At 71.3% G+C, this 6,860-nt stretch carries 5 protein-coding genes; 3 read left to right on the plus strand and 2 right to left on the minus strand.

Translation table 11 applies throughout. From position 1 onward, the window contains the following. Nucleotides 1-27: 27 nt before the first annotated feature. On the plus strand, nt 28-2,052 hold the full coding sequence (locus tag AB0I54_RS29150) for a phosphocholine-specific phospholipase C (RefSeq protein ID WP_363299142.1): 2,025 nt from the start codon (nt 28-30) through the stop codon (nt 2,050-2,052). A 1-nt stretch (nt 2,053) separates the two neighbouring features. Here AB0I54_RS29150 and AB0I54_RS29155 read toward each other — a convergent pair whose 3' ends face one another. Both AB0I54_RS29155 and AB0I54_RS29160 read right to left on the minus strand, forming a co-directional pair. Further along, nucleotides 2,054-3,067 (minus strand): Gfo/Idh/MocA family oxidoreductase, encoded by a 1,014-nt coding sequence (locus AB0I54_RS29155; protein WP_363299143.1) that lies wholly within the window; start codon nt 3,065-3,067, stop codon nt 2,054-2,056. Between the two features lie 59 nt (nt 3,068-3,126). Continuing rightward, entirely contained in the window at nt 3,127-4,221 is a 1,095-nt protein-coding gene (locus AB0I54_RS29160) for a chemotaxis protein (protein ID WP_363299144.1), read from the minus strand. Between the two features lie 100 nt (nt 4,222-4,321). On the opposite strand from AB0I54_RS29160, the gene AB0I54_RS29165 reads away from it, so the two are divergent. Next, nucleotides 4,322-4,681, plus strand: a complete 360-nt coding sequence (locus AB0I54_RS29165) for a hypothetical protein (RefSeq protein ID WP_363299145.1) — start codon at nt 4,322-4,324, stop codon at nt 4,679-4,681. Nucleotides 4,682-4,991: 310 nt separating this feature from the next. After that, nucleotides 4,992-6,728 carry a fatty acyl-AMP ligase gene (locus tag AB0I54_RS29170; protein WP_363299146.1) on the plus strand — a complete coding sequence of 579 codons (1,737 nt, stop codon included), beginning with the start codon at nt 4,992-4,994 and terminating at the stop codon, nt 6,726-6,728. The last annotated feature ends 132 nt before the right edge of the window (nt 6,729-6,860 follow it).

Genomic DNA, 6,860 nt, shown 5'->3' on the forward strand with positions numbered 1-6,860 from the left:
GGCACCCCTGTGACGAGGACGGGGCGAATGACACCGATCAGCCGAAGAGGCTTCGTTGGGCTCGGCGCTTCCGTGGCGGCGGGCATGGCGGTGGGCGCCGGTACGACTACGGCGGCGGCGGCCCAGAGCGCGGCGACCGGCACGATCAAGGACGTGCAGCACGTGGTGATCCTCATGCAGGAGAACCGCAGCTTCGACCACTACTTCGGGCGCCTCAAGGGTGTCCGCGGGTTCGACGACCGCAGCGGCATCATGCTGAGCGGCGGCCGCTCGGTCTTCAACCAGCCGAACGGGCTGGGCCGGCAGTACCCCTGGAAGCTCAGCGCGACCCCGGCCGCGGGCGGCAAGGACGGCGAGACCCTCGCCCAGTGCAACGGCGACCTCCCGCACTCCTGGTCCTCGCAGCACTCCGCCTGGAACAAGGGCCGCCTCGACAACTGGGTCCTGGGCGTGGGCAACGTCCGCTCGCTGGGCTATCTGGACCGCTCCGACATCCCGTTCCACTACGCGCTCGCCGACAACTACACCATCTGCGACGCCTACTTCTGCTCCACCCTCAGCGCCACCGGTCCCAACCGCACCTACCTGTGGAGCGGCAAGGTCGACCCCGCCAGCTACGACGGCGCCGACGAGTCGGGCCTGACCTGGCAGAACTACGCCGAGGCACTGCAGGCCGCCGGGGTGACCTGGAAGGTCTACCAGAACGCGGCGGACAACTACGGGGACAACGGCTGCGCCTACTTCAAGAACTTCGCCGACGCCAAGGCCGGCGACCCGCTCCACGACCGGGGCATGTCCTCCGTGCCGAAGGTGACCGGCTCGACCCCGGACGACATCGCCGCCGCGATCAAGGCCGACGTCCTCGCGGGCACGCTCCCGCAGGTCTCCTGGGTGGTCCCCGACCAGGCCTCCTCCGAGCACCCGTACGCCCCGCCCGGCGACGGCGCCCACTTCGTGAACCTCGTCTACCAGGCCCTGGCGGCGGACTCCGACGTCTTCGACTCGACGGTCCTGTTCCTCAACTATGACGAGAACGACGGCTTCTTCGACCATGTCCCGCCGCCTGCCCCGCCCGCCGGAACGGCCGGCGAGTTCCTGAACGGCGTGCCGTACGGCTTCGGCTTCCGGGTCCCGATGCTCGTCGTCTCGCCCTGGACGCGCGGCGGCTGGGTCTCCTCGGAGGTCTTCGAGCACACCTCGGTACTGCGCTTCCTGGAGACCTGGACCGCGGCCATGGGAAAGCCCGCGAACTGCCCCAACATCAGCGCCTGGCGGCGCTCGGTCAGCGGCGACCTGACCGGCGTCTTCGACTTCGCCAACCCGGTCCACGGCCCGGTGTCCCTGCCCGCGACCGGCGTCATCGGCATCAGCACCTGCGGCCCGCTGCCCAACCCGGTGCCCACGAACAACGCCCTGCCCGCCCAGGAGCCCGGAACCCGCCCGGCCCGCGCGCTGCCCTACCAGCCCAACGGATACCTGGACCGCCTGGAGTTCGGGTCCATGGGCCAGGTCCTCGCCTGGTTCACCATGGCCAACCAGGGCGCCCCGGCGGCGCGGGCGGCCCACTTCTCCATCCATCCAAACGCCTACCGCGACACCACGCCCTGGCAGTACACGGTCGACGCCGGCGGCACCGCCTCCGACTACTTCAACATCGGGCTCGGGTACGGCGGCGGCAAGTACGACCTCACCATGGCCGGCCCCAACCGCTTCCTGCGCCGCTTCCAGGGCGACGCGACGAAGGCGGGCAAGTCGGCGGAGGTGAGGACGCGCTACGCCGTGGAGCCCGGCACTGGCAAGCTCGCCGTCTACTTCAGGATGACCAACTCGGGTTCCTCGTCGGTGAAGTTCACCATCACCTCGAACCACTACCGCGGTGACGGTCCCTGGACGTACACGGTCGCCGCGGGCGCGTCGACGGAGGACTGGTTCAACGCGGTCGCCTTCCAGCAGGGCTGGTACGACTTCACGGTCACCGTCGACTCCGACACGACCTGGTCACGCCGGTTCACCGGGCACCTGGAGACCGGCGCGCCGAGCGTCAGCGGCTGAGTCACGCGTAAAGGTCCGGGCGCGGCGCGAGATCGACGACCGCCCGGCGGCCGCTCTCCAGCGCCCGGACCCCCGCCTCGGCGACCACGGAGGCCGCGTACCCGTCCCAGACACTGGGGCCGGTGACCCTGCCCCGCCGGGTGGCGTCGACCCACGCCTGCACCTCGCGGTCGTAGGCGTCGGCGAACCGGACGAGATAGTCCTGTGCCACCTCCTCCCGCGCGCTGCCGTGCGCGGTCACGACCATGGTGTGCTCCTCGCCGATCCGGGCGCTGCCCGCCTCGCACACGGCCTCGCAGCGCACCTGGTAGCCGAAGCCGCAGTTGACGAAGACCTCGACGTCCACCAGGGCCCCCTGCTCTGTCTCGAACAGCACGAACTGCGGGTCGACAAGGCCCTCGGGGGCGCCCGATGAGGACGCCGGACGCAGCACGGTCACGGCGGTCAGCTCCTGTCCCAGCAGCCAGCGGGCCGCGTCGATCTCGTGCGAGACCGAGCTGTTGATCAGCATGGCGCTGGTGAAATCGGGCGGGGAGGAGACATTGCGGTGCGTGCAGTGCAGCATCAGCGGGCGCCCCAGGCTGCCGCCGTCCAGCAGGGCCTTGAGACGCCGGTACTCGCTGTCGTAGCGGCGCATGAACCCGATCTGCGCCAGCCGCCGTCCGAGCCCTGCCTCCGCCTCCATGACCCGGAGCGCGCCTGTGGAGTCCGGCACCATGGGCTTCTCGCACAGCACCGGCAGTCCGCGTGCGAACGCCGCGAGCAGTGCCTCCTCGTGCGCGGGGCCGGGCGAGGCGATCAGGACGGCCTGCACGCCGGGCGCGTCCAGCGCGGCCACCGCGTCCGTGTGCACCGAGGCGCCGTCCAGTCCCGCGGCCGCCTCCTCGGCGCGTGCGGCGTCGGGGTCGGCGACCGCGGCGACCCTGGCTCCGCTCACCACGTGCTGTAGGCGTCGTATGTGATCGGCCCCCATGTGGCCGGCACCCAGTACGGCCACACCCAGCAGGTCACCCACGTGCGCACTCCCTCTCAGCCGACGATCACGCCGTAGCGTACGCCGCCGCGAAGGCGTCCTCAGTAGCGCAGTACTCCCGCGATCCCGGCCTCGTCGCCCAGGGTGCCGTCCGGTACGAAGCGGACGTCGGCGCCGGTCTCCAGGCACTGCTCGACGATCTCGTCCACGATGTCCTCGCGGGCGTCGAGGTCGCCGCTCCCCGCCGGGATCAGATGGTCGCCGTCGTCACGCACGGTGATGCGGTAGTTCTCCTCGACGGCGAGCAGCCGGATGCGGCCCTCGCGGGCGTTCTGCCAGACCTCGTCGACCCCGGCGGCGAACTCCTTGCGTCCCCGGGCGGTGGACAGCTGCCGGGCCACGGCGTCGGTGTTCCTGCGGGCCTCCGCGGCGACGATCGGCCGGATGGCCTGCCACACCGCGTCGGGGGTGCCGTTCGCCAGTCCGCCGTGCGGGACGTGCACGGCTTCCCTGACCACCGTGCCGACCTCGTCCATCGCGGACAGGGCCGCCTGCTCGCCGGTGACGTAGAGCGGCCGAGGGGCGTTGCGCAGCACGGCCGTCAGCGCCGTGTCCGCGTCGCGCAGGAAGTGACGGGTGTCCTCGTCGCGGAACGTGCTCGGTGTGTCGCCGATCTGTTCCCGGCGCTCCGCGTCGAAGTTCTCGCGCGTCCTGGTCCGTGGGAAGCCACCGGAGTGGTCCTCGGTGACGCGTTCGGTTCCGCCGTTCCACAGCGTGACGCGGTCCGCGGAGACCGAGAGCACCCAGAACGGCCGCTCGGCGGCCTGCGCGGAGACGAGGTTGCGGGTGAGGAAGGTGTCCGAGAGGACGACCCGCTCGGGCACGGTGCGGCCGAGCGACCACACCTGGTGCTCACCGGGTGCGGCGAAGATCACCAGACCGTCCTCGGCGTGCGCCAGGTCCACCTCGGACAGGGCCCGGTCGAGCTGTTCGACGACGTCGACGCGCCGCTCCCGGGTGACCGAGGGATCGGACTCCAGCTGCTTCTTGGCCTCGGCCACGACATTGCGCAGCCGGACCGGATCCTGGGCGTTGTAAGGCTCTCGGCGATGCGTCGGCGTCAGCACCGACACCGCGGGATACGGGCGCGGACGCCGCAGCTCTGCGAGGGCCACGGGACTGAGTGCGTGCTCCATAACAGCACGATAGGGCCGATTCACCGATCGGGCATTTGGTGTATCGACGGCGTTTCCGGTCGGATCTCCGGTCGGTCATGGGCACAGATGCGCCGAGGAGGTGGTCGCGCTGGCCCGGCTCGTCGTCGACGGGGAGGACGTGGTCGTCCGCCTCGCCCTGCCCGAGCGCCTGCTGGCCCGGCGCCGCGAGGTCCGCCTGCCGCTCACGGCGGTCCGTGCGGTGAGCGTCGAGCCGGACTGGTGGCGCGGGCTGCGCGGGCTGCCGCGCTCCGCCCGGTGGCTGCCCGACCGGTTCTGTCTGGGCGAGTGGCGGCACGCCGAGGGCCGGGACTTCGTCGCCGTGCGCGCGCACGGTCCCGTCGTGCTCGTCGAGCTGCGGCCGTCCGCGCCCTTCGACCGCCTGGCCGTGTCCACGCCCGATCCCGAAGGAGTCGTACGGGCCATCCGTCAGGTGGCTTAATCCTGTTGTCACGCCGGGCGCGTTCACCTGGCAGTCATGTACCGTCGGCCCACCGAGGCCCCGAGTACGCAAGCAATTTACCCGCGTTCGGCATTTCGATCAGCTGAGAGTTGCTAGGGTGCTACTCGTCGGTAGCAAACCGAAGCGGGGATCACCTGGAGTCGCTCGACCGCGACTCCGTCGACGGGGGTGCCGAGCCCGACGACCTGGCAAGGGGGCCTGGTCGGGCAGGGCTTGTGCGGTTACGCGAGACGCGTCCCTCGGGTGTCAGTTCCCTGCTCACCAATTCAGACAGGTGAGACTCGTCAAAATGGCACGTTCCCTGGTCGATTTACTGACCACGCACGCCTCGACCCACCCTGAACGGACCGCTTACCGCTACCTCGTCACGGGCGACAGCGACGGACAGACGCAGGAGCTCACCTACGGGCGCCTCGCCGACCGGTCGCGAGCGATCGCCGCCTGGCTGCAGGAGCGTGGACTCGCCGGGTCCCGCGCCATGCTGCTCCACCCGCCCGGCCTGGAGTTCATCTGCGCCTACCTGGGCTGCCTCTCGGCCGCGGTGGCCGCCGTACCGGGCGTGCCCCCGCAGGGCCGGGCCCAGAACCACCGTGCCCTGACCCGTATGAAGCGCCTGATAGCCGACGCGGACGCCAAGGTCATCCTCGGCGGCCGCGAGGTGATCGCCGCCCTGGACACCATGGCGGAACACCTCCCCGAACTGGACGGCATCGCCCGCGTCGCCACCGAGGACATCCCCGACGAGGCGGCCGCCGCCTGGCGCGAACCCGAACTCACCGCGGACTCCGTCGCGTTCCTCCAGTACACCTCCGGCTCGACCTCCGCCCCGCGCGGAGTGGTCGTGACCCACGGGAACCTGCTGGACAACGAACGGGTCATCACCGAGCGGATGGGCCACACCCCCGACATGCTCGCGGAGTACGGCCACGAACTGATCGTCAGCTGGCTGCCCGTCTACCACGACATGGGCCTGATGGGCCCGGTCCTGAACACGATGTACCTCGGCGCCACCGCCACCCTCTTCTCGCCGCTGCACTTCCTGCAGCAGCCCGCGCGCTGGCTGAAGGCCGTCAGCCGCTTCCGCCCGCACACCAGCGGCGGCCCCAACTTCGCCTATGAGTTGTGCCTCAAGCACGCTAGCCCGGACCTGCTCGACGGCCTCGACCTCAGCTCCTGGAAGGTCGCCTTCAACGGCGCCGAACCGGTCCGCGCGGCCACCCTGCGGCGCTTCGCCGAGACCTTCGGCGAGGCCGGCTTCCGCCGCGAGGCCTTCTACCCCTGCTACGGCCTGGCCGAGGCCACCCTCATGGTCACCGGCGGCTCCGTCGACACCCCGCCCACGCTGCTCGAACCCGCCGGGAACGGGCCGCACGCCGGTGAGGCGGACGCCGCGGCCGTGGGCTGCGGACGTCCCGGCCCCGGTGTGACCGTGGTGATCGCCGACCCCGAACGCCGGGAGGAACTGCCCGAGTCAGAGGTCGGCGAGATCTGGGTCGGCGGCGCGAGCGTCGCCAAGGGCTACTGGCGCAACGCCCTCGCCACCCGTGAGACGTTCCGAGCCACACTCCCCGACGTCCTCACCGGCGAAGAGCGCCGCTTCCTGCGCACCGGTGACCTCGGCTTCCTGCGCGACGGCGAACTGTTCGTCACCGGCCGCCTCAAGGACCTGATCGTCATCGACGGCCGCAACCACTACCCGCAGGACCTGGAGCTGTCCGCCGAGCTGTCCCACCCGGCGCTGCGGCCGGGCTGCACCGCCGCGTTCTCCGTGGACTCCGGGACGGAGGGCGAACAGGCCGTCGTCGTCGCCGAGTTGACCCCGGACGCGGTCGGCGAGGCCGAGAAGGTCATCGACCTGATCCGCAGCGCGATCGGCGAGGCCCACGGCCTGTCGGTGCCTGACGTCGTGCTGGTCCAGCCCGGCACCATCCCCAAGACGTCCAGCGGGAAGATCCAGCGCCGCGCCACCCGCGCGGCCCATCTGGACGGCACCCTCGCCGTGATCGGCGAGCCCTCCGCGGTGTGACACCGCCCACCGCCGGCGCGCCCGTTCGCGCCGGCCGCACGGCCGGTCGCCGATGACCGCCGCCGACCGCTGACCGTCGTACGTCCCTCGTACGACGGTCAGCCCTGCCCCCATGCCGTCGCCCGCGCCGTA

This window comes from Streptomyces sp. NPDC050625, from assembly GCF_040654755.1.
In the GTDB taxonomy this organism is placed as follows: domain Bacteria; phylum Actinomycetota; class Actinomycetes; order Streptomycetales; family Streptomycetaceae; genus Streptomyces.

Coding starts and splice junctions, on each gene's coding strand:
- AB0I54_RS29150 (WP_363299142.1), top strand. CDS start 28: ATGACACCGATCAGCCGAAGAGGCTTCGTTGGGCTCGGCGCTTCCGTG.
- AB0I54_RS29160 (WP_363299144.1), bottom strand. CDS start 4,221: ATGGAGCACGCACTCAGTCCCGTGGCCCTCGCAGAGCTGCGGCGTCCG.
- AB0I54_RS29170 (WP_363299146.1), top strand. CDS start 4,992: ATGGCACGTTCCCTGGTCGATTTACTGACCACGCACGCCTCGACCCAC.